We start from the raw sequence: 19,566 nt of genomic DNA, 5'->3' as shown, positions 1-19,566 counted from the left end.
GGGCGCCGCCGCCACGCTCCCGCGCAATCCACTCGCCCGCCCCCTGCACCGACCGCTAGCGTGCCCGCATGACGACGTCCGCCGCGCACCCTCGTTTCGCCGAAGCCCTCCTCACCCTCGGGCTGGACGGCCTTCCGACACGCAGCTTCCCCATGGCGCCCAAGGACCTCGTCGAGCACGCGGACGCGACCCTCGTGGACGTACGCGAGCCCACCGCGTGACCCCGCTGGTCACCGCGGCCGTCCTGTTCGCCGCGGTCACCCACGCCGGCTGGAACGCCATCGCCCACCGGATCACCGACAAGCTCGTCGGGTTCACGCTCATCGCCGGCGGCGGCATGCTCATCGGGCTCGCGCTCGTGCCGTTCACCGCGTTCCCGGCGGCCGGCGCGTGGCCGTACCTGCTGTCCTCCGCGGTCATTCACATCGCCTACTACGTGCTGCTGATGCGGTCGTTCCGGCTCGGCGACTTCGGGCAGGCGTATCCCCTCGCGCGCGGCTCCGCGCCGCTCGTCGTCACCGTCCTCGCCGCCGTCTTCGCGCACGAGGTGCCGGACGGCTGGGCGGCCGCCGGCATCGCCCTGTCGTGCGCGGGGCTGACCGGCGTCGCCCTATGGGGGCTGCGCGGACGGCGGCCGAACTGGGCGGCGATCGGGGCCGCGCTGGCGACCGGGCTGACCATCGCCTCGTACACCGTGGTCGACGGGCTCGGCGTCCGCGCCTCCGGGTCCTCCCTCGGGTACATCGCCTGGCTGATGGCCGTACAGGGGGGCGTGATCCCGGCGTACGCCGCCTACCACCGGCGTGGGGAGACCGTCGCGCTCCTGCGGCCCTTCGCCGCCCTCGGCCTGCTCGGCTCCGCGCTGTCGGTCCTCGCCTACGCCCTCGTCCTGTGGGCACAGACCCGCGCCGAACTGGCACCGATCGCCGCGCTGCGGGAGTCGTCGATCCTGGTCGGGGCGGCCATCGGCGCCCTGCTCTTCAAGGAGCGGTTCGGTGCGCCCCGCCTCGTCGCCGCCGGACTCCTCGTCGTCGGTATCGGGCTGATGCTGCACACCGGTTGAGAGGGCCACTGGGGGCCCACGACCTTGACTACGGTGAAGTCATGTCCGAGACAACAGCGTTCGCCCCAGCCTTCGCCCCAGCCTTCGCCCCAGCCTTAACCCCCGACGAGCTCGACGCCTACTTCCGGCGGATCGGCTGGGACGGGGACCGCCGCGCCGACGCGGCGACCCTGCGGGGCGTGCATCTCGCCCACATCCGTGCCCTTCCCTTCGAGAACCTCGACCCCCTGCGCGGCACGGCCCCCTCGCTAGACCCCGCGGACCTGATCGCCAAGCTGGTCCGTGACGGGCGGCGCGGCGGCTACTGCTACGAGCACAACACCCTCCTCGCGGCCGTCCTGGGGGAGCTGGGCTTCCGGGTGACCCTGCTGACGGCGCGGGTCGTCGTGGGCGCGCGGCGGTTCGAGGACCGGCCCCGCACCCATATGGCGCTCCTCGTCGAGGTCCCCGGCGACCCGCGGCCCCACCTCGCCGACGTCGGCTTCGGCGCCCCGGGAGCCCTGCTCGAACCCGTCCCGCTCACCGCGGATGTCGAGTTCGACGGCGCGGGCCGCCGCCACCGCCTCGTCCACGCTCCGCACCGCGGCCCGCTGGAGCTGTGGGTGCTGGAAGCGCAAGGCCACGCGGGGTCCGGAACGAACGACGGGTGGCAGGCCCAGTACGCCTTCACTCTCGAACCCTTCGAGCGGCCCGACTTCGAGGTGATCAACTGGCACATCGCCACCAACCCCCGCTCCCCGTTCAGCAGCCGCGCCTACGTCCAGTGCGTCACCTCCGACCGGCACCTCCTCCTCGACGGCCCGCTCCTGACCGAGACCCACGCCGACGGCACCGTCAAGCAGCGCGAGCTCACGGACGAGACGGAGGCGCGCCGGGTCCTGGAAGAGGAGTTCGGCATCGTCGTACCGGACGGGACGTGCCTGCTGCCCTGAACCGACTGGGTGCGTCCGCCCGCTCTCAGGAGCACCCTGGAAACAGGAGTTCCGGAGGTGATCGTCATGACCGCTATGCACACCACTGTCGGATGGCATGTCGAGCTGGAGTTCGTGGAGGACGACCGGCACACCCGCGCGGTGGCGCTGGTACGCCTGCCCGACGGGACCGAGGTCAAGGCCACGGGGCACGCCAGTCGGCACAACGTGGACGCCAACCAGCCCCGGGTCGGCGAGGAGATCGCCGGCGCCCGTGCCCTCAACGAGATCGCCATGCAGCTGCTCACGAAGGCTCACATGGAGATCGACGACGCGTCGGGGCGGACGTCGCACTCGATCAACGTATAGACGCCGTAGGCGTCACGCCGTCGCCGTCCGCAGCGCCCGCAGGAGCGCCTGCGCGCGCGGGTCCGCCGTCACGCTCGACCTGAAGCCGTTGGTGACATAGCCGAAGGCGATGCCCGACTCCGGGTCGGCGAAGCCGAGGGCGCCGCCGCGGCCCGGGTGGCCGAAGGAGGTGGGGGACAGGAGCGGGGACGCAGCCCCGTGCAGCATGTAGCCGAGGCCGAACCGGGTGTTCACCACGAGCACCCGGTCCGGGCCCGACGACTGCTCGCCGCGCGCCAGTTCCACCGTCTCCGGGCGCAGCAGCCGTATCCCGCCCTCCACCTCGCCGATCAGCGACGCGTAGAAGCGGGCCAGGCCGTCGGCGGTGGCGATGCCGTTGGAGGCGGGGAGGGCGGCGGCCCGGTAGGCCGGGTCGTTCTCGTCGGGGAGCGGGGTGATCGCGGCGAAGGCGCGGCGGGTGAGGGAGGCGGGGTCGGCGTAGGCGGCGGTGACGGCGGGCTTGGGCCGGGTCTTCAGCGCCGCGGCCTGCGTCGGCGCGTTCACCTGCCCCACGCGCCCCACCCGCGCGCTCTGCGCCGCCGGCAGCCCGAGCCACAGGTCGGCCCCCACCGGCCCGGCGATCTCGTCGGCGATCCACTCCCCGACGGGGCGCCCGGTGATCCGCCGCACCAGCTCGCCGGTCAGCCAGCTGAACGTCTGCGCGTGGTACCCGTGGTCGGTACCCGGCTCCCAGGCCGGTGCCTGTGCGGCGACCGCCGCCGCGCCCCGTTCGGGGTCCGCGGCCTCGGCGGGCGTCAGCGGGCGGTCCAGCACGGGCACGCCCGCACGGTGCGCGAGCAGGTGCCGCACGAGCGTCCGCTCCTTGCCCGCCGCCTTGTACTGCGGCCAGTACGCCCCCACGGGCGCGTCCAGGTCCAGCTCGCCGCGCTGGTGCAGCAGCAGGAGGACGGCGGCGGCGACGCCCTTGGTCGCGGACCGCACGATCTGCGCGGTGCCGTGCTCCCAGGGGGCCGAACCGTCCACGTCCCGCGTGCCGCCCCACAGGTCGACGACCTTGTGCCCGTCCCGGTAGACGGTGACCGCCGCGCCCCGGTCCCCGAGCAGCTCGAAGTTGGCTGCGAACGCCTCCCGGACAGGCTCGAAGCCCTCGGCCACCGCACCGCTCACGTTCACGCCCGCACGTCCTCTCGGAGATCGCCTTCAGCTCCCGGGGAACGCCCCCGTCGAGCCTGCGATTCCTTCGTCCCGCTAGCCGAGAATGATCGTTACGTCGATGTTGCCGCGGGTCGCGTTCGAGTACGGGCACACCTGGTGCGCCGCGTCCACGAGCTTCGCGGCGAGGTCGGCGTCCAGGACGGGGAGGGAGACGCTGAGGGCGACGGCGAGCCCGTAGCCCTTGCTCTTGTTCGGGCCGATCCCGACCTTCGCCGCCACCGTCGACCCGGTCAGGTCGTAGCCCGCCCGGTTGCCGACGAGGATCAGCGCGTTGTGGAAGCAGGAGCTGTAACCGGCCGCGAAGAGCTGTTCCGGGTTGGTGCCGTTGCCGTCGCCGCCCAGCTCCGGCGGCATCGCGACCTTCAGCTCGATGTGGCCGTCCTGGCTGGTGACATAGCCGTCCCGCCCGCCGTGCGCGGTCGCCTCGGCGACATACATGATCTTCGTCGGACGGGTGTCGACGGTGTCGACGTCGTCGACGGCGGCGCCTTCGGTCATGCGGGACCTCCCCCGGAATCTTCCCCGATTACATCGTGCACAAGGTACCGGCCGGTAGGGAGGTGCTTGCTTACCAGGGGGTAGTAACCGCGGGTAACTTCAGGTGGGGCGCACCACGGCCCGCCATGGGCTCAGCGCGCGCGGTCCGCCGCGCCCTGCGCCCGGTCCGCGAGCTCCCGCAACTCCTCGCGCAACCGCGCGACCTCCGTCGTCTGAAGTCCCGTCGACGCGAGCAGTGTGCCGGGTACGCCCTCCGCGCGTGCCTTCAGCTCCTCGCCGCGCCCGGTGCAGGCGACCAGCACCGAGCGCTCGTCCCGCGCAGAGCGCTCCCGGCGCACCAGACCCGCCGCCTCCAACCGCTTCAGCAGCGGCGACATCGTGCCGTAGTCCAGCCGCAGGGCCGACGCCAGCTCCTTGACCGTGGTCTCGCCGCGCTCCCACAGGACCAGCAGCACGAGGTACTGGGGGTAGGTGAGGCCCAGCTCGTCCAGGAGCGGACGGTACGCGGCGGTCACCGCGCGCTGGGCCGCGTACAGCGCGAAACACAGCTGCTCGTCGAGATGCAGCGTGCCGCCGGCGGTGGGTGCCTCGTTCGTCACGCGCCCATTGTGGCCGAGCGCGGGTCGAACCCGAAGGGCAGCTCCAGGCGATGCGCGCGCATGAGGGCGTCGTCGGCGAGCAGATCGCCGGTCGGGCCGTCCGCCGCGATCACGCCCTCGCTGAGGATCAGGGCGCGCGGGCACAGCTCCAGGGCGTACGGCAGGTCGTGCGTGACCATGAGCACGGTGACGTCCAACGACCGCAGGATGTCGGCCAGTTCGCGGCGCGAGGCGGGGTCGAGGTTGGAGGACGGCTCGTCCAGGACGAGGATCTCCGGCTCCATCGCGAGCACCGTCGCGACGGCCACGCGCCGCCGCTGGCCGAAGGACAGGTGGTGCGGCGGACGGTCCTTGAACTCCGCCATGCCGACCTGCGCGAGCGCGTGGTCGACGCGCGCCTCCAGCGCGGCGCCCTTCAGCCCGGCGGCCGCCGGCCCGAACGCGACGTCCTCGCGGACCGTCGGCATGAACAGCTGGTCGTCCGGGTCCTGGAAGACGATGCCCACCCTGCGCCGGATCTCGGCCATGTGCCGCTTGCCGACGGGCAGTCCGGCCACCGTCACCGTGCCCGCGCCGCCGGTCAGGATGCCGTTGAGGTGCAGCACGAGGGTCGTCTTGCCGGCGCCGTTCGGGCCGAGCAGCGCGACCCGCTCCCCGCGCGCGACCGAGAAGTCCACGCCGAACAGCGCCTGGTGGCCGTCGGGATAGGCGAAGGCGAGGCCGCAGACCTCGAGGGAAGCGTCAGTCACAGGGTCCATCCCAACACGCAGACGACGAGGGCGGTGAACGGGAGGGTCAGCGCGTACGACCACTGCGCCCGGGACGCGGTCACGTCGTCGATCACCGGCATCGAACCGGCGTACCCCCGGCTGATCATGGCCAGGTGCACACGCTCCCCGCGCTCGTAGGAGCGGATGAACAGCGCGCCCGCCGACTTCGCGAGCACCCCCCAGTGCCGCACGCCCCGCGCCTCGAACCCGCGCGACTCCCGGGCGATCCGCATGCGCCGCATCTCGTCGGTGATGACGTCGCCGTAGCGGATCATGAAGGAGGCGATCTGTACGAGCAGCGGGGGCAGCTTCAGGCGTTGCAGACCGAGCAGCAGGGCGCGCAACTCCGTCGTGGACGCCAGCAGTACGGAGGCGGCGACGCCCAGCGTGCCCTTCGCGAGGACGTTCCAGGCGCCCCACAGCCCGTTGACGCTGAGGGACAGTCCGAGGACGTCCACCCGCTCGCCCTCCGCCACGAAGGGCATCAGCACGGCGAACGCGACGAACGGCACCTCGATCAGCAGGCGCTTCAGCAGGAAACCGGCCGGCACGCGCGCGCGATGTGCGACGAGGGCCAGCAGGACGGCGTACAGGCCGAAGGCCCACATCGCCTCGCGCGGCGTCGACACGACGACGATCACGAAGGCGAAGGCGGCGCCGAGCTTGGTGTGCGGCGGCAGGGCGTGCACGGGCGAGTGCCCGTGCCGGTAGAGCCGGTGCGCGTGTCCTGCTCCCATGACGTCAGACGCCGCTCGTGGACGCCGGAGACACGTCCTGCGTACGGCGCCTTCGCACCGTCCAGAACACCGCGCTGCCCGCGACGACGGTCGTGCCGACGCCGATCACGCCCGCGAGGCCGCCGGAGAGACGGGCGTCGGTGATGTCCTTGACGCCGTAGCCGGCGAGCGGGGAGTCGGCGGACGCGTGCCCCGCGGCCTTCCGGTCGATGCCCTTGTCGGCGGCGACCTTCTCCAGGCCGTCGGGGTTCGCGGAGGCGTAGAAGCTGACGAAGCCGGCCAGGACGAGGGAGGTGACCAGACCCGTCACCCACAGCGTGCGCCGGGAGGTGCGCGCCGCTACGGGCGCCGTGCGTGCCCCCTCGGTGGCGGGCACGTCGACGAGTTCGCCGTTCACCCGCAACTGGAGCTTCTGCCGCAGATCGCGCGCGCCGTGGACGAGATCCGGCCGGACGGCGATGACGGCGCCCACGGTCAGCGCGGTGATCACGGCCTCGCCGATGCCGATCAGCACGTGCACGCCGATCATCGCGGTGGCCACCTTGCCGATCGCCACGTCGGTGGTGCCGCCGATCCAGTACAGGAGCGTGAAGGCCACGGCGGCGGCCGGGACGGACAGCACGGCGGCGACGAAGGACGCGGCCGTGATGGACCGGCGGCCGCGGGGCAGCACCTTCACCAGGGCGCGGAAGACGGCGTACGACACGACGGTCGTCACGATCGCCATGTCGGTGATGTTCACGCCCAGCGCGGTCAGGCCGCCGTCGGCGAAGAGGATGCCCTGCATCAGCAGGACCACGGACACGCACAGGATCCCTGTGCAGGGGCCCACGAGTATCGCGGCGAGCGCGCCGCCGAGCAGATGGCCGCTGGTCCCCGCCGCGACGGGGAAGTTCAGCATCTGCACGGCGAAGATGAACGCCGCCACCAGGCCGGCCAGCGGCGCGGTCCGGTCGTCGAGTTCACGGCGCGCGCCGCGCAGGCTCACGGCGATGGCGCCCGCGGCGACGACTCCGGTCACGGCGGAGGTCGGGGTGTTGATGAATCCGTCGGGTACGTGCACCCGTCGATGATAGTGGCTTAATGCGAATCGTTCGCAAGAGCGAGAAGCTTGTCCGCCGAGCGGCTGACGGGCGCGTGTATCGCAGATCTGAGATAGGTCCGCGCGGAAGAGCGTATTCCGGAAAATATGGGACATTGGAGGGGGAGTGGCTGCACAGCCTCCCCACAGGTCACGCAGCGTGAGAGGGCGGGTCGATGTCTGTAGTCGAGCAGTACGCGCGAGCCCACATCGTCACGGACGCGGACCAGGCCGAGGAGGAACGCACGGCCGTCCCCGTCGTCCTGCGCTACGACCCGGAGGACGACCCCCGCTCGGTACGGTTCGGACTGCCCGACCGGCACGAGTGGACGTTCTCCCGCACCCTCCTCGAACAGGGCCTGCGCGCCCCCGTCGGCACCGGCGAGGTACGGGTGTGGCCGCTTGGGCGCGTCCAGGCCGTCGTCGAGTTCCACTCCTCGGACGGCGTCTCGGTCGTCCAGTTCGAGTCGAAGACGCTGTTGCGGTTCCTGCGCCGCACCTACATGGCGACGGCGCAGCCGGTGAGCCGCTAGCGGGTCACCGGGTTCCGGCGTCGTAGGGTCTCAGCCGCCCATCCGCAGCAGGGACGCCACGATCGGGCCCGCCGTGTCGCCGCCGTGGCCGCCCGCCTGGACGACGCCGGCGGCCGCCAGGTCGCCGCGGTAGGCGGTGAACCAGCCGTTGGGCTTGTCCTGGTTGTCGACCTCCGCCGAGCCCGTCTTGGCGCCGTAGTCCGGGCCGAGGCCGGACATCGCCTCGGCGGCGGTGCCGGCCGCGGCGGTGTAGTTCATCAGCTCCCGCAGCTGCGACAGCGTGGACGACGACATCGTGCGCGAGGCCGTGGCCAGCGTGCGGTCGTCCACCGACGGGGCGACCAGGTACGGCTGGTGGAACGTGCCCGCCTTCACGGTGGAGGCGACCGACGCCATGTTCAGCGGGTTCATCCGCACCCCGCCCTGCCCGATCAGCGAGGCCGCCATCTGGGCCGCGGACTGCACCGGCACCGCGCCGTCGAACGACGGGACGCCGATGGCCCAGTTGTCCATCGACAGGCCGAAGACCTGCTGCGCCTGCTTGGTCAGGCTGTCGTTGTCGAGCTTGCGGGCCTGGCTGATGAAGGCCGTGTTGCAGGAGCGCGCGAAGCTTGCCTTGAAGGTGCCGCCGTTGATCTGGAAGTCGTCGTCGTTGTGGAACTTCCACCCGCCGTAGGTGACCGTCTTCGGGCACGGATGGACCTTGTCCGCCGACGCCAGCCCCTTCTCGATGAGCAGCGACGACGTGATGACCTTCATCGTGGAGCCGGGCGCGAGCGAGCCGTTGAACGCGGTGTTGAAGCCGGGACTGGCGTTGGCCACCGCGAGGATCTCGCCGGTCGAGGGGCGCATCACGACGACCGACGAGCGCGCCGTCTTCGCCACCTGCTGCTCGGCGGCGGCCTGGAGGGCCGGGCTCAGCGTGGTCCTCACCGTGCCCGGGGTGCCCTTGCTGAGTTCCAGCAGCGTCTTGTCGGAGGCCTTCTTCGCCTTCGACGCCTTGCCGCGGACCACCTGGAGCTCCACGCCCGCCTTGCCGCCCGCCTTCTTGCCGTACTTCTCCCGCAGGCCGTCCAGCACCGTGCCCAGGGAGGGGTACTTGGCGGCCGTCAGCTCGCCGCCGTCCCGGTCGACGGCCTTCACCGGAGGGGTGCCGGACTCACCGGTGACGAGCGTGTCGCCGTCCTGGAGGTCCGGGTGGACGACGGACGCGTGCCAGTCGACCTGCGCCTTGCCGTTCTTGGGGTTGCGGACGACGGTGAGCGCGCTGGCGTACGTCAGCGGCCTGCTGACGTCCTTGTACTTCACCGTGCCCTTCACGGAGAACGGGACCTTGGTGCCCGAGGGCGTGCCGGCGGTGAGGGTGACGCCCGTGACGTGGGCGTCCTTGGTGTAGCCGGTCAGCAGGGCGGTGGCGGCCGCGGAGTCGTCCGTGGCGGCGGCGGCCCGGTCCACCTTGCCCTGCTGCCAGGCCGTCAGGAACTCGGCGGCCATGGTCTTCGCCTCGGTCGCCGACGGCGCGTCGGCCCTGACCCTGGGAACCTGCTTGCCGTTGGCCGCCGCCGCCGAACCCTCGTCGGCCGCCGCCCCGCCGCCGTACAGCGCGTAGACACCGAACCCGGCCCCGCCGACCACGACGGCGATCATGCCGCCGACCACGGCGGGACGCCGCTTGTTCCTGCTGCGCCGCTCTTCGACACGCCTTCTCTTGCCCACTGCCAGATCCTCCGGATCCCCAGGGGCCAGGGACCTGCCCTCCCGCCCCGCTGCCCTCGTTGCCCTCACTGACCCCAACGACGGCAACCACCCTAGAGTCCCGTCCTGTGGGAGTGACGTCATGTGTGACGTCAGCCACCTCTGCACCGGTGCGGCTGTGCCGTTGCGGAGGCGCTGCTACAGAGACGCCGGTTCAGCCCGCCCGCAGCACCTCCACCACGATCGGGCCGGACGCGTCGACGCCGTGACCGCCGTCCTGGGTCATCGCCGCCGCCGCGATGTCATTGCGGTAACCGGTGAACCAACTGTCGGACTTCGTCTGCCCGTCGACCTCGGCGGAACCGGTCTTCGCGCCGATCCTGCCGCTGAGCCCGGCCATCACCTCGGCCGCGGTCCCGCTGGTCGCGGTGCGGTTCATCATGGAGCGCAGCTGCTGCACGGTGCTCGACGACAGCCCGCGCGCCTGTGCCGGTTCACGGTCGTCGAGGCCGAGCGGCACGACCACCGGCTGCCGGAAGGAGCCCGTCATCGCGGTCGCCGTCACCGACGCCATGTTCAGCGGGTTCATCTGGACCTTGCCCTGGCCGATCAGTCCGGCCGCGGTGTCCGGGCCGCCGGCGGCCGGCACGGAGCCGTCGAAGGACGGGACGCCGGTCTGCCAGTCGAGGCCGATCCCGAAACGGTCGCGGGCCTCGTTGGTCAGCGAGTCGACCTTCACCGAGTCCGCGAACTTCACGAACGCCGTGTTGCAGGAGCGCGCGAAGCTCTCGGAGAGCGTCGCGCTCTCGTTCGGCTTCATGCCCTTGAGGTTCTGGAAGGTCTGGCTCTCCGAGACGGCCGAGGGCGGGCAGGGCGCGGGGCCGTTCGCGGTGGTGAGCCCGCTGTCGATGAGGGTGGCCGCGCTGATGATCTTCATGGTGGAGCCGGGCGCGACCTCCCCGAGGAACGCGGCGTTCCAGCCGTCCGTCCGGTGGTTGGCGACGGCCAGCACCTCGCCGGTGCTCGGCTTGACGGCCACCACCGACGACTGGGCGTACTTCTGCACCGCCTTCTCCGCCGCCGCCTGCACTCCGGCGCTGAGCGTCGTGGGCAGCTTGCCCGCCTTGCCCTCGGCGAGGGTCATCAGCGGGGTGTCGGCGGTGTCCGGGGTGGCGTGGTGGATCGCCAGCTCGACGCTCGCCGTGCCGCCCGCCTCTTTCCCGTACTTGGCGCGCAACTGGTCCAGGATCGGCCCCAGGGAGGGGTACTTCTCCTTCGTCAGGACGTTGCCGTCACGGTCCACGGCCTCGATCGGCGGTGCCGCCGACTCACCCGTGACCAGCGTGTCGTCCATGTCCTTCAGCCCGGGATGGACGACCGACGGCTGCCAGTCCACCAGCGCCTTCCCGGTGGTGACCCCTCGCACGACGGTGAGCCGGCTCTTGTAGACGAGCGGCTTGGACTTCCCGTCGTACGACACCGTCGCCCTGACGCTGAACGGCACGCTGTCGCCGGCCGCCGCACCCGGTGTGATCTTCACGCCGGTGATGTGCGCGGCCTGGCCGTACGAGGCCAGCAGCGGCTCGGCCTTCGCCGCGTTGTTGGTGAGCTGGGCGGCGGCCGCTGCCTGCCCCTTCTCCCAGGCGGCGAAGAACTTGCCGCTCGTGTCCTTCACCTCGGAACCGCTCGGCGGCCCGGTCTTCACGGCCACCGGCTCGCTCGATCCCGAACCGCCGCCACCGCCGCCGTCCTCGTTCAGCGCGTTCACGATGTTGAAGGCGCCGTACCCGGCCCCGCCCACCATCACGGCGAAGACCGACCCGACTATGGCTGCCTTGGCCCCCTTGTGCATGCTGTGCACCCTCCCCGTTTACCCCGTGGATGCCCTCGCGGGCACATTCTGAACGTGTTCAGAAAGCTCTTCTCAGGCTCACAGTAAGGGGAAAGGGTGGCGCAAGGGGCGGCAGTTTCCGGAATTGTTAGACCCAGGTGTCCAACCACATACGTGAACGCCAGTTGTCAATCGGGATCGCCGTGCCCGTGTACAGGGGCCAGAAGTAGATGAAGTTCCACGCGATGAGCAGGACGAGGACGCCCGCGCCCGTCGCCCCCGCGACGCGGCGCGTGTCGCTCGAACCCGGTGGGCCGATGATCGCGCCGATCATCATCGCCACCGCCAGGCAGAGGAAGGGAAGGAAGACGACCGCGTAGAAGAGGAAGATCGTGCGTTCCTGGTACAGGAACCACGGCAGGTAGCCGGCCGCGATGCCGCAGACGATCGCGCCCGCCCGCCAGTCGCGGCGGAAGAGCCAGCGCCACAAAACATAGGCGAGGGCGAAGCAGGCCGCCCACCACAGCAGCGGGGTGCCGATGGCCAGGACCTCCCGCGCGCACTTCTCGCCCGCGTCGGACGGACAGCCGTCCGCGCCGGGCGCGGGGGACTCGTAGAAGTACGAGACCGGGCGGCCCAGGACGAGCCAGCTCCACGGGTTCGACTGGTACGTGTGCGGCGAGGTGAGGTGGGTGTGGAACTCGTACACCTCGTGCTCGTAGTGCCACAGGCTGCGCCACCAGTCGGGGAACAGCCACGTCCAGTTGCCGCCCTTGCCGTCGGTGGCCGCCCAGTTGCGGTAGTAACCGCCGGAGCCGTCGGTGGCGGAGAGGATCCAGCCCGTCCACGACGCCACATAGGTGGCCAGCGCGACCGGGACGGTGGCCAGGAACGCGAAGCCCGTGTCGCGCTTCAGCACCGCCAGGTACGGGCGGCGGGCGCCCGCCACCTTGCGCGAACCGACGTCCCACAACACCGCCATCAGGCAGAACGCGACCAGGATGTACAGGCCGTTCCACTTCGTGCCGATGGCCAGGCCCAGCATCAGGCCCGCGCCCCAGCGCCAGGGGCGGAATCCGATGCGGGTGGTCTCGGCGATGTGCGCGTCCGGGCGGTAGCGGCCGTCCGCGTCCGGCTGGAGCGCGGCGGCCAGTTTCGCGCGGGCCCGGTCCCGGTCGGCCACCAGGCAGCCGAACGCCGCCAGCACGAAGAACATCAGCACCCCGTCGAGCAGCGCGGTGCGGCTCATCACGAAGTGCAGCCCGTCCACGGCCATCAGGGCGCCGGCCAGGCAGCCCAGGAACGTGGAGCGGAAGATACGGCGGCCGATCCGGCACAGCAGGAAGACGGACAGGGTTCCCAGCACGGCGGTCATGAACCGCCAGCCGTACGGGTCGAACCCGAAGATCAGTTCGCCCAGCCCGATCACGTACTTGCCGACCGGCGGATGCACGACGTACGCCGCGTCCGTCGGGATCGGGACATGGCCGCCCGAGGAGAGGATGACGTCGTTGGCGTTCTTGTCCCAGTTGACCTCGAACCCGCGGTGGACGACCGCCCACGCGTCCTTGGCGTAGTACGTCTCGTCGAATATCACCGCCTTGGGGCTGCCCAGGTTCCAGAACCGCATCACGCCCGCCATCAGCGTGACCAGCAGCGGACCGCCCCAGGACGACCAGCGCACGATCCGCTCCGCCCACCGGTGCGGGACGCCGAGCGCCTGCCACAACCGCGGACTGGGCTGCGCGAACGGCGGCATCAGCCGCTCACGGACGTCGGCGGAGGGCTCCGCCATGTATCCGAAACGGCGCAGCCGCTGCTGCCATGCCGGCCGCTGATCGTGCGGCGGCCCGTCCGGCCGGTAGTCCGTGGAGTCCATGGAGGACGCGGTACTGGTCACCGCGCCATCGTAGGGAACAGGTCTGTGTGAGTCCCGTGCTTGGGGCCTGTGCGGGTCCTGCGAGGATGGAAACGTGACAGCCGCACCCCGAAGCACGCCCGCAGCCCCACCGGCAACCGCGCCCGGAATCCTTGTTCTCGCCGGTACCCCCATCGGTGACGTCTCCGACGCCCCGCCCCGGCTCGCCGAGGAGCTGGCCGGGGCCGACGTCATCGCCGCCGAGGACACCCGGCGGCTGCGGCGGCTGACCCAGGCGCTGGGGGTGACGCCCAAGGGGCGGGTCGTGTCCTACTTCGAGGGCAACGAGTCCGCCCGTACACCCGAGCTGGTCGAGGAGCTCGTGAAGGGCGCGCGGGTGCTGCTCGTCACCGACGCCGGGATGCCGTCGGTCTCCGACCCCGGGTACCGGCTGGTCGCCGCTGCCGTGGAGCAGGACGTCCGCGTCACCGCCGTCCCCGGCCCGTCCGCGGTGCTCACCGCGCTGGCCCTGTCCGGGCTGCCCGTCGACCGGTTCTGCTTCGAGGGGTTCCTGCCGAGGAAGGCGGGGGAGCGGCTGTCGCGGCTGCGCGAGGTCGCGGAGGAGCGGCGCACGCTCGTCTACTTCGAGGCGCCCCACCGGCTCGACGACACCCTCGCCGCGATGGCCGAGGTGTTCGGCGCCGACCGGCGGGCCGCGGTGTGCCGTGAGCTGACCAAGACGTACGAGGAGGTCAGGCGCGGCCCGCTCGGCGAGCTGGCGGAGTGGGCGGCCGAGGGCGTGCGCGGCGAGATCACCGTCGTCGTCACCGGGGCGCCCGAGCGCGGGCCCGAGGAGCTCGACGCGGCCGAGCTGGTGCGTCGGGTGCGGGTGCGCGAGGAGGCCGGCGAGCGCCGCAAGGAGGCCATCGCGGCGGTGGCGGCGGAGGCGGGACTGCCCAAGCGGGAGGTCTTCGACGCGGTGGTGGCGGTGAAGAACGCCAGGGGATTGTGAGGAACGGCCAACGGTTCGTGAGGAACGGCCGCGCGACTGTGACCGCTGTTGCCGGGACGTTGTGAAGGGGCTCACACCCCCTCTGAGCAGGGCGCATGTCGTCTGAGCGTGCGCCCCATGTGCGGGCAAAGGGCTGGCGTCGAAGGCAAAGCCCAACCCCGTCCGTGAGGCTGCTTTGGCAAGGAAAGTCCAAATCGCCTCCAACAGTGCACAGGCCTGATGCATTCGGACCGGTGCAAGGCGTCCACTGGTGGCAGGGACGCACCCGTCCCTCGCTCCCAAGGGCGTTCAGGGGGGAACTCCCGCGCCGGGAGCGCTTGTCCAGCGGACAGCAGGAGCTGGCATGAGTGAGATCACAGGGCAGACCGGCCTCCGGAGCGGCGCGAGCGCCGTCGTCGACGAGTCGTACTCCTTCGCCTGCATGCGCTGCGGGCACGGCTGGGAACAGTCGTACGAGATAGAGCACCACATCGACGCCGACGGCCACGAATTCGTCCTCTACGTGACGAACGGCCGGGTCGTGCCGTCCCCGCTGAGCCACCCCGCGTGCCAGAACTGCGACGGCCACATCGTGCGCATCATGCGGGCGGGACAGGTCTCGTCGGTGCTCAGCGCGGCGCGTCAGCGCAAGGCGCCCACGGCGGGCCCGGCCGAGGCACCGGTGACGGCGGCCGAGGAGCGGGCCGGGGAGCAGGACCACCACTGGCACCTGTCCGATCTCCTGCACCCCTTCCGCAAGGCCGGCTAGCCGAGCGGGGCGTGCCCCTTTCGTAGGATCGGGGCATGTCTTCGAACGCCGGCAAGAACGCCGACAACAGCGCCGCGCCGCCGCTTCCGGCCCCCCTCGGGGTGCCGGTCGCCGACTCGCACACCCACCTCGACATGCAGTCGGGCACGGTGGAGGAGGCCCTCGCGAAAGCCTCCTCGGTCGGCGTGACGACGGTCGTCCAGGTCGGCTGCGACGTACGGGGCTCCCGGTGGGCGGCCGAGACGGCGGCGGCGCACGACAGCGTCCACGCCGCTGTCGCCCTGCACCCGAACGAGGCGCCGCGCATCGTGCACGGCGACCCCGACGGCTGGTCCCGCCAGGGCGCGCGGACGCCGGGCGGCGCGCAGGCGCTCGAAGAGGCGCTCGCCGAGATCGACCGCCTGGCCGCGCTTGTGCACGTCAAGGGTGTCGGCGAGACCGGACTCGACTACTTCCGCACCGGCCCCGAGGGCAAGGAAGCCCAGGAGAGGTCCTTCCGCGCCCACATCGAGATCGCCAAGCGGCACGGCAAGGCGCTCGTCATCCACGACCGCGACGCCCACGCGGACGTCCTGCGGGTCCTGAAGGAGGAGGGCGCTCCCGAGCGCACCGTCTTCCACTGCTACTCCGGTGACGCCGAGATGGCCGAGATCTGCGCCCGCGCCGGATACTTCATGTCCTTCGCCGGCAACGTCACCTTCAAGAACGCCCAGAACCTGCGGGACGCCGTCGCCGTGGCCCCCCTGGAGCTGCTCCTGGTGGAGACCGACGCCCCGTTCCTGACTCCGGCGCCCTACCGCGGACGGCCCAACGCCCCGTATCTCATCCCGGTCACGGTGCGTGCCATGGCCGCCGTACGGGACATCGACGAGGACACCCTGGCCACCGCTCTCGCCGCGAACACGGCACGCGCGTTCGCCTACTGACCGCGAGCCGCCCCCCACCTGGACGCCACCTCGATCCCATCCCGACGCCCACCCCGAACCCATCGAACACAACTCTCGGTAGCCGTGCCACTTTGGAGAGTGACGGTCGCTCCGCTAGGTTCTGGGGGCCCGATCCGGACCCCACCCCCTGGAGTGTCGGCGTGAGCAACTCGCAGCACCTCGAGTACGAGCCGTACGGCGGTGGCGGATCGTACGTCGACCTGCACAACGCGGAGACGGTCGCGTACGGCGTGTACGCGGCGCCCGGGACCTACGACGACACGTACCGGCCCGCGTACGAGACGTACGAGGGGTACGAACGGTACGAGGCGTACGGGAAGTACGGGGCGTATGAGGCCCACGAGGCGTACGGGGCACCGCCCCCGCCGCCCCTGCCGCCCCCGCCGCCCCCGGCTCCCTTGCCGTCCGAGCCGCCCGCGACGCTCGTGCTGCCGAAGCCGGTGCGGCTGCTGCCCGACCCGCCGTTTGCGTGGCGGGGGCGGCACGCGACAGGACGGGCCGCGCGCCGGCGCCGGGCGCGGGGCGCCGAGCGCCCGGAGTCCACGATGCGCCGCCTCCTCCCACAGGCCCTCGTCGTGGCGTTCCTGGCCGGCGGCACCACCGCCTTCGTCGCCGAGGACAAGGCGGTCGAACTGACCGTCGACGGCAAGCCGCGCACCCTGCACACCTTTGCCGACGACGTGACCGAACTCCTCGCGGAGGAGGGCGTGCGGGTGGGAGCGCACGACATGGTGTCGCCCGCCCCGGGCGCGGAGATCACCAGCGGCGACGAGATCGCCGTCCGCTACGGGCGCCCCGTCCGGCTCACCCTCGACGGACAACGGCACGACCTGTGGACGACCGCCCGCTCGGTGGACGAGGCGCTCCGGCAGCTGGGGGTGCGTGCGGAGGGCGCGTACATGTCCGTCTCGCGAGCCCAGCGCATCGGACGCGCGGGACTCGCGCTGGACGTGCGCACCGAGCGCGCCGTCACCGTCCTGGCCGACGGCCGGGCCCGCACCATCCGCACCAACGTGGCGACCGTGCGCGAGGCGGTGCGGGCGGCCGGGATCACCCTGCGCGGCCAGGACACCACCTCCGTCGCGCCCGGCAGCTTCCCGCGCGACGGGCAGACGGTCACCGTGCTGCGGATCACCGGCACCAAGGAGGTGCGCGAGGAGGCGATCCCGTTCGACGTGCGCCGCACCGACGACCCCTCGCTGTTCAAGGGCACGGAGGTGGTGGAGCAGGCCGGACAGACCGGGCTGCGGCGGGACACGTACTCCCTGCGCGTCGTCAACGGCGTGAAGCAGAAGCCGAGGCGGATCCGCAGCGAGGTCGTGAGCGAGCCGCGCGACCAGGTGGTGAAGGTCGGGACGAAGCCGAAGCCGCCCTCCGTGCGGGGCGCCGAGGGCCTGGACTGGCATGGCCTCGCTGCCTGCGAGTCGGGCGGCCGGCCCCACGCCGTCGACCCCTCGGGCACCTACGGCGGGCTGTACCAGTTCGACACCCACACCTGGCACAGCCTCGGCGGCAGCGGGCGGCCCCAGGACGCCCCGGCGATGGAACAGACGTACCGCGCGAAGAAGCTGTACGTACGACGCGGGGCGAGCCCCTGGCCGCACTGCGGGAAGCGGCTGCACGGCTGAGGAGTGCCGGTGCAGGGCTGAGGGTTGGCGCGGGTCCGTGGGGGTGCAGGGCTGAGGGTTGGCGCGGGTCCGTGGGGGTGCAGGGCTGAGGGGGGCGGCGGTGCAGTGCGGGTGCAGGGCTGAGGGTTGCGGCGGTGCAGCCCCGTATGCACGGCCCCGTACCCTTGTCGCGTGAGTACCAGCCCCAGCCCCGACGCCCTTCTGGGCCCCGCCGACATCCGTGAGCTGGCGGCGGTCCTCGGCGTGCGTCCCACCAAGCAGCGCGGCCAGAACTTCGTGATCGACGCGAACACGGTCCGCCGAATCGTCCGCACCGCGGGGGTCCGGCCCGACGACGTGGTCGTCGAGGTCGGCCCGGGGCTCGGCTCCCTCACCCTCGCCCTGCTGGAGGTCGCCGACCGGGTCACGGCCGTCGAGATCGACGACGTCCTGGCCGGCGCCCTGCCCGCGACGATCGCGGCCCGCATGCCGGAGCGCGCGGACCGCTTCGCGCTGGTGCATTCCGACGCGATGCAGGTGACCGAGCTGCCGGGCCCCGCCCCGACCGCGCTGGTCGCGAACCTGCCGTACAACGTGGCCGTGCCCGTGCTGCTGCACATGCTGGAGATGTTCCCGAGCATCGAGCGCACGCTCGTCATGGTCCAGTCGGAGGTCGCCGACCGGCTCGCCGCCGGGCCCGGTTCGAAGGTGTACGGCGTTCCCTCCGTCAAGGCCAACTGGTACGCCGAGGTCAAGCGGGCCGGCGCCATCGGACGCAACGTGTTCTGGCCCGCGCCGAACGTCGACAGCGGACTGGTGTCGCTCGTCCGCCGGAGCGAGCCGATCAAGACGACGGCGTCGCGGCGCGAGGTCTTCGCCGTCGTCGACGCGGCGTTCGCCCAGCGCCGCAAGACCCTGCGGGCCGCGCTCGCCGGGTGGGCGGGTTCCGCGGCGCAGGCGGAGGCGGCCCTCGTGGCGGCCGGTGTCTCCCCCCAGGCGCGTGGGGAGGCCATCACGGTCGAGGAGTTCGCGAGGATCGCGGAGAACAAGGACGAGAACAAGGACGAGAACAAGGACGAGAACAAGGACGAGAACAAGGACGAGAACAAGCAGAAGGACTCCGAGTGAGCGTGAGCGTCACCGTGCGCGTGCCCGCCAAGGTCAACGCGCAGCTCGCGGTGGGCGCGGCCCGGGCGGACGGCTTCCACGACCTGGCGAACGTCTTCCTGGCGGTCGGCCTGTACGACGAGGTCACGGTGACCCCGGCCGACGAACTCCGCGTCACCTGCGAGGGCCCGGACGCGGGTCAGGTCCCCCTGGACCGCACCAACCTCGCGGCGAGGGCGGCGATCGCCCTGGCCGAGCGGTACGGCCGCACGCCCGACGTGCACGTCCACATCGCCAAGGACATCCCCGTCGCCGGGGGCATGGCGGGCGGCAGTGCGGACGGCGCGGGCGCGCTGCTGGCCTGCGACGCGCTGTGGGGCACGGGCGCGTCCCGTGAGGAACTCCTCGACATCTGCGCCGAGTTGGGCAGCGACGTGCCGTTCAGCCTGGTCGGCGGGGCCGCCCTCGGCACCGGACGGGGCGAGAAGCTGACGGCGCTGGAGGTCGGCGGCACCTTCCACTGGGTGTTCGCGCTGGCCGATCGGGGGCTGTCGACACCGGCGGTGTTCCGGGAGTTCGACCGTCTGACGGAGGCCGCGGGCGTGGACATCCCCGAGCCCGTCGCCTCGCGCGAACTCCTCGACGCCCTCGCCAAGGGCGACCCCGACGCCCTCGCGGCCGGCGTCTCCAACGACCTCCAGCCTGCCGCCCTCTCCCTCTTCCCCGAACTCGCCGACACCCTCGGCGCAGGCCACGCGGCCGGCGCCCTCGCCACCCTCGTCTCGGGCTCGGGTCCGACCACGGCGTTCCTCGCCCGCGACACCGCCTCGGCGGCGAAGATCGCGGAGACGCTGCGCACATCCGGCACGTGCAGGAGCGTGCGCGTGGCGTCGGGACCGGCGCCGGGGGCGACGGTGGTCGGGGGCCGCCGGTAATTCGGCTGCCCCGAGCGGTCCGTGGCCTTTAGGCTCCCTCGGCCGGTTCC

General features: G+C 72.0%; 20 protein-coding genes. 11 read left to right on the top strand and 9 right to left on the bottom strand.

Going from position 1 to position 19,566, the window contains the following annotated elements:
• The first annotated feature begins 68 nt into the window (after positions 1–68).
• The 4 genes from OG289_RS21470 (at position 69) to OG289_RS21455 (ending at position 2,343) form a co-directional block, all read left to right on the top strand.
• Positions 69–221 (top strand): hypothetical protein, encoded by a 153-nt coding sequence (locus OG289_RS21470; RefSeq protein ID WP_327315650.1) that lies wholly within the window; start codon positions 69–71, stop codon positions 219–221.
• Positions 218–1,063 (top strand): EamA family transporter, encoded by an 846-nt coding sequence (locus OG289_RS21465; protein ID WP_327315649.1) that lies wholly within the window; start codon positions 218–220, stop codon positions 1,061–1,063. Before OG289_RS21470 ends, OG289_RS21465 begins: the two co-directional genes overlap by 4 nt.
• Before the next feature lie 41 nt (positions 1,064–1,104).
• Positions 1,105–1,995 (top strand): arylamine N-acetyltransferase family protein, encoded by an 891-nt coding sequence (locus OG289_RS21460; RefSeq protein ID WP_327315648.1) that lies wholly within the window; start codon positions 1,105–1,107, stop codon positions 1,993–1,995.
• 75 nt (positions 1,996–2,070) lie between these two features.
• Entirely contained in the window at positions 2,071–2,343 is a 273-nt protein-coding gene (locus tag OG289_RS21455) for a DUF1876 domain-containing protein (protein ID WP_327320760.1), read from the top strand.
• Positions 2,344–2,355: 12 nt separating this feature from the next.
• Here OG289_RS21455 and OG289_RS21450 read toward each other — a convergent pair whose 3' ends face one another.
• The 6 genes from OG289_RS21450 to OG289_RS21425 form a co-directional block, all read right to left on the bottom strand.
• The gene (locus OG289_RS21450; protein WP_327315647.1) at positions 2,356–3,516 is read right to left on the bottom strand and encodes a serine hydrolase domain-containing protein; all 1,161 of its coding nucleotides are present in this window, start codon (positions 3,514–3,516) and stop codon (positions 2,356–2,358) included.
• 75 nt (positions 3,517–3,591) lie between these two features.
• Entirely contained in the window at positions 3,592–4,056 is a 465-nt protein-coding gene (locus tag OG289_RS21445; RefSeq protein ID WP_327315646.1) for an organic hydroperoxide resistance protein, read from the bottom strand.
• Positions 4,057–4,187: 131 nt separating this feature from the next.
• Complete coding sequence (locus tag OG289_RS21440; RefSeq protein WP_327315645.1) at positions 4,188–4,655, bottom strand: MarR family winged helix-turn-helix transcriptional regulator; 468 nt, start codon at positions 4,653–4,655, stop codon at positions 4,188–4,190.
• Positions 4,652–5,413 (bottom strand): energy-coupling factor ABC transporter ATP-binding protein, encoded by a 762-nt coding sequence (locus tag OG289_RS21435; RefSeq protein WP_327315644.1) that lies wholly within the window; start codon positions 5,411–5,413, stop codon positions 4,652–4,654. The genes OG289_RS21440 and OG289_RS21435 overlap by 4 nt, the downstream gene beginning before the upstream one ends.
• Complete coding sequence (gene cbiQ / locus OG289_RS21430) at positions 5,401–6,162, bottom strand: cobalt ECF transporter T component CbiQ (protein WP_327315643.1); 762 nt, start codon at positions 6,160–6,162, stop codon at positions 5,401–5,403. Before cbiQ ends, OG289_RS21435 begins: the two co-directional genes overlap by 13 nt.
• A gap of 4 nt (positions 6,163–6,166) precedes the next feature.
• Complete coding sequence (locus OG289_RS21425) at positions 6,167–7,225, bottom strand: energy-coupling factor ABC transporter permease (RefSeq protein WP_327315642.1); 1,059 nt, start codon at positions 7,223–7,225, stop codon at positions 6,167–6,169.
• A 194-nt stretch (positions 7,226–7,419) separates the two neighbouring features.
• On the opposite strand from OG289_RS21425, the gene OG289_RS21420 reads away from it, so the two are divergent.
• A complete protein-coding gene (locus OG289_RS21420) occupies positions 7,420–7,776 on the top strand; it encodes an SsgA family sporulation/cell division regulator (RefSeq protein ID WP_327315641.1) in 357 nt (118 codons plus the stop codon).
• A gap of 30 nt (positions 7,777–7,806) precedes the next feature.
• On the opposite strand, the gene OG289_RS21415 is transcribed toward OG289_RS21420, so the two are convergent.
• The 3 genes from OG289_RS21415 to OG289_RS21405 all read right to left on the bottom strand — a co-directional run bounded on the left by OG289_RS21415 (position 7,807) and on the right by OG289_RS21405 (position 13,202).
• Positions 7,807–9,492, bottom strand: a complete 1,686-nt coding sequence (locus tag OG289_RS21415) for a penicillin-binding transpeptidase domain-containing protein (RefSeq protein ID WP_327315640.1) — start codon at positions 9,490–9,492, stop codon at positions 7,807–7,809.
• 193 nt (positions 9,493–9,685) lie between these two features.
• The gene (locus OG289_RS21410) at positions 9,686–11,323 is read right to left on the bottom strand and encodes a penicillin-binding transpeptidase domain-containing protein (protein ID WP_327315639.1); all 1,638 of its coding nucleotides are present in this window, start codon (positions 11,321–11,323) and stop codon (positions 9,686–9,688) included.
• Positions 11,324–11,450: 127 nt separating this feature from the next.
• The gene (locus tag OG289_RS21405) at positions 11,451–13,202 is read right to left on the bottom strand and encodes a dolichyl-phosphate-mannose--protein mannosyltransferase (protein WP_327315638.1); all 1,752 of its coding nucleotides are present in this window, start codon (positions 13,200–13,202) and stop codon (positions 11,451–11,453) included.
• 73 nt (positions 13,203–13,275) lie between these two features.
• On the opposite strand from OG289_RS21405, the gene rsmI reads away from it, so the two are divergent.
• The 6 genes from rsmI to OG289_RS21375 all read left to right on the top strand — a co-directional run bounded on the left by rsmI (position 13,276) and on the right by OG289_RS21375 (position 19,516).
• On the top strand, positions 13,276–14,172 hold the full coding sequence (rsmI, locus tag OG289_RS21400; protein ID WP_327315637.1) for a 16S rRNA (cytidine(1402)-2'-O)-methyltransferase: 897 nt from the start codon (positions 13,276–13,278) through the stop codon (positions 14,170–14,172).
• 343 nt (positions 14,173–14,515) lie between these two features.
• A complete protein-coding gene (locus OG289_RS21395) occupies positions 14,516–14,920 on the top strand; it encodes a hypothetical protein (RefSeq protein WP_327315636.1) in 405 nt (134 codons plus the stop codon).
• Between the two features lie 35 nt (positions 14,921–14,955).
• Positions 14,956–15,846: a TatD family hydrolase gene (locus OG289_RS21390; protein ID WP_327315635.1), complete on the top strand. Its 891-nt coding sequence runs from the start codon at positions 14,956–14,958 to the stop codon at positions 15,844–15,846.
• Between the two features lie 161 nt (positions 15,847–16,007).
• A complete protein-coding gene (locus tag OG289_RS21385; RefSeq protein WP_327315634.1) occupies positions 16,008–17,495 on the top strand; it encodes a ubiquitin-like domain-containing protein in 1,488 nt (495 codons plus the stop codon).
• A gap of 171 nt (positions 17,496–17,666) precedes the next feature.
• A complete protein-coding gene (gene rsmA, locus OG289_RS21380; RefSeq protein ID WP_327315633.1) occupies positions 17,667–18,602 on the top strand; it encodes a 16S rRNA (adenine(1518)-N(6)/adenine(1519)-N(6))-dimethyltransferase RsmA in 936 nt (311 codons plus the stop codon).
• Between the two features lie 2 nt (positions 18,603–18,604).
• Positions 18,605–19,516 (top strand): 4-(cytidine 5'-diphospho)-2-C-methyl-D-erythritol kinase, encoded by a 912-nt coding sequence (locus tag OG289_RS21375; protein WP_327315632.1) that lies wholly within the window; start codon positions 18,605–18,607, stop codon positions 19,514–19,516.
• Positions 19,517–19,566: the final 50 nt, after the last annotated feature.

Origin of the sequence: Streptomyces sp. NBC_01235 (genome assembly GCF_035989285.1) — a bacterium.
GTDB lineage: Bacteria > Actinomycetota > Actinomycetes > Streptomycetales > Streptomycetaceae > Streptomyces.
Note: the sequence above shows the minus strand (reverse complement) of the source record. Positions and strands in the feature narration are given on the sequence as shown.

Bases quoted from the DNA above. Each gene is read 5' to 3' on its own strand.
- OG289_RS21470 (WP_327315650.1), top strand. From the start codon at position 69: ATGACGACGTCCGCCGCGCACCCTCGTTTCGCCGAAGCCCTCCTCACC.
- OG289_RS21460 (WP_327315648.1), top strand. From the start codon at position 1,105: ATGTCCGAGACAACAGCGTTCGCCCCAGCCTTCGCCCCAGCCTTCGCC.
- OG289_RS21455 (WP_327320760.1), top strand. From the start codon at position 2,071: ATGCACACCACTGTCGGATGGCATGTCGAGCTGGAGTTCGTGGAGGAC.
- OG289_RS21445 (WP_327315646.1), bottom strand. From the start codon at position 4,056: ATGACCGAAGGCGCCGCCGTCGACGACGTCGACACCGTCGACACCCGT.
- OG289_RS21435 (WP_327315644.1), bottom strand. From the start codon at position 5,413: ATGGACCCTGTGACTGACGCTTCCCTCGAGGTCTGCGGCCTCGCCTTC.
- cbiQ (WP_327315643.1), bottom strand. From the start codon at position 6,162: ATGGGAGCAGGACACGCGCACCGGCTCTACCGGCACGGGCACTCGCCC.
- OG289_RS21420 (WP_327315641.1), top strand. From the start codon at position 7,420: ATGTCTGTAGTCGAGCAGTACGCGCGAGCCCACATCGTCACGGACGCG.
- OG289_RS21410 (WP_327315639.1), bottom strand. From the start codon at position 11,323: ATGCACAAGGGGGCCAAGGCAGCCATAGTCGGGTCGGTCTTCGCCGTG.
- OG289_RS21395 (WP_327315636.1), top strand. From the start codon at position 14,516: ATGAGTGAGATCACAGGGCAGACCGGCCTCCGGAGCGGCGCGAGCGCC.
- OG289_RS21390 (WP_327315635.1), top strand. From the start codon at position 14,956: ATGTCTTCGAACGCCGGCAAGAACGCCGACAACAGCGCCGCGCCGCCG.